The 1,236-nt window shown below is 69.3% G+C and carries 2 protein-coding genes and 1 tRNA gene; 1 reads left to right on the top strand and 2 read right to left on the bottom strand.

Features of this window, described 5'->3' with window-relative positions:
* Window positions 1-14: 14 nt before the first annotated feature.
* Window positions 15-407, top strand: a complete 393-nt coding sequence (locus KDL01_RS41255) for a VOC family protein (RefSeq protein ID WP_212534165.1) — start codon at window positions 15-17, stop codon at window positions 405-407.
* Between the two features lie 91 nt (window positions 408-498).
* On the opposite strand, the gene KDL01_RS41250 is transcribed toward KDL01_RS41255, so the two are convergent.
* Together KDL01_RS41250 and KDL01_RS41245 are read right to left on the bottom strand one after the other, a co-directional pair.
* Window positions 499-1,032 (bottom strand): DUF3592 domain-containing protein, encoded by a 534-nt coding sequence (locus tag KDL01_RS41250; protein ID WP_212534163.1) that lies wholly within the window; start codon window positions 1,030-1,032, stop codon window positions 499-501.
* Window positions 1,033-1,111: 79 nt separating this feature from the next.
* Window positions 1,112-1,184 (bottom strand) — tRNA-Thr (locus tag KDL01_RS41245).
* Window positions 1,185-1,236: the final 52 nt, after the last annotated feature.

Raw genomic sequence — 1,236 nt, 5'->3', positions numbered from 1 at the left:
CCACCCCCGGCACCCTGCACCACGTCGAACTCTGGGTCCCCGACCTGCCCCGCGCCCTGCGCAGCTTCGGCTGGCTCCTCGGCGAACTCGGCTACGCGCAGTACCAGGACTGGCAGGACGGCCGAAGCTGGCGCAAAGCCGCGACCTACATCGTCGTCGAAGCCTCCCCCGCGCGCTCCGCCGCCACCCACGACCGCAAGCGCCCCGGCCTCAACCACCTGGCGTTCCACGTGAAAGACCGCGCAGACCTGGACCGCCTCGTCGCCCAAGCCCCCGCCCACGGCTGGTCCCTCCTCTTCGCCGACCAGCACCCCCACGCCGGCGGCGCCCAGCACGAAGCCGGCTACCTCGAGGACGAAGACGGCTTCGAGGTCGAGCTGGTCGTCATCCAACCCACCGCCCCGTAGCCGTCCGAGGCCGCGACCCAGGCCGGAGAATAGAGCGTGCCCGAATCCGGAGATGCAGCGTACTGACGGTACGGCGGCTGACCCGCGCCGGTCATTGATCCCGCCGATGGCTCGTCGGGCGGTGATCGGGTGCACGCCAGCGTCGCCAGCGCCGATTGATGTCGCCGAATCGCTCCCGCGATGCCCGCAGGGACCATACGCTCACGGCTCCGAAGACCAAGCCGAGAAAGACGAAAAAGGCGCTGGTGGCCACGATGTTCCCCGCGTCAAGGTTCTTCGAGAAGTCGACGTCGTCGGGATTCTGCGGGTCGTAGACGACGGAGACCTCGTGCCCGACGGACACTCCGCAACTGGAGTCGAGGTGCACGTCCCAGACCGTGCCCGCGACGTCGGCGAACCGGACGTCGCAGTAGCCGCCCTTCGCCTGCTCGCTGTCGGCCGTCACGGTCGCTTCGACCTCGACGCCGCGGTGCCTCATCGACTCGCTGTACACGGCCGACACGACCGCCCCCACGACCATGGCAACGGCGAACGCGCCGAACAGGACTATGCACACCATCTGAAACGGCGACCACCGCGCCCGCCGGACATTCACTGCTTCCATCCCCCTGCCCCCGACATGCAAGTGGCTGATTCTCGCATGGGCGCCCGAGACCCGGGGTTCTTCGCTGTCCGCGGTCCGACCGACCCGGAAGAAGAGAGTGAGCCGACGGGGGGACTCGAACCCCCAACCACCTGTTTACAAGACAGGTGCGCTGCCAATTGCGCCACGCCGGCCGGTGCCGGGCGGCGGGGGCGCCGGGGCCGGACTGCTGCCATGGTACCGGGC

Origin of the sequence: Actinospica durhamensis, assembly GCF_018139695.1 — a bacterium.
GTDB classification, from domain to species: Bacteria; Actinomycetota; Actinomycetes; order Streptomycetales; family Catenulisporaceae; genus Actinospica; species Actinospica durhamensis.
Note: the sequence above shows the minus strand (reverse complement) of the source record. Positions and strands in the feature narration are given on the sequence as shown.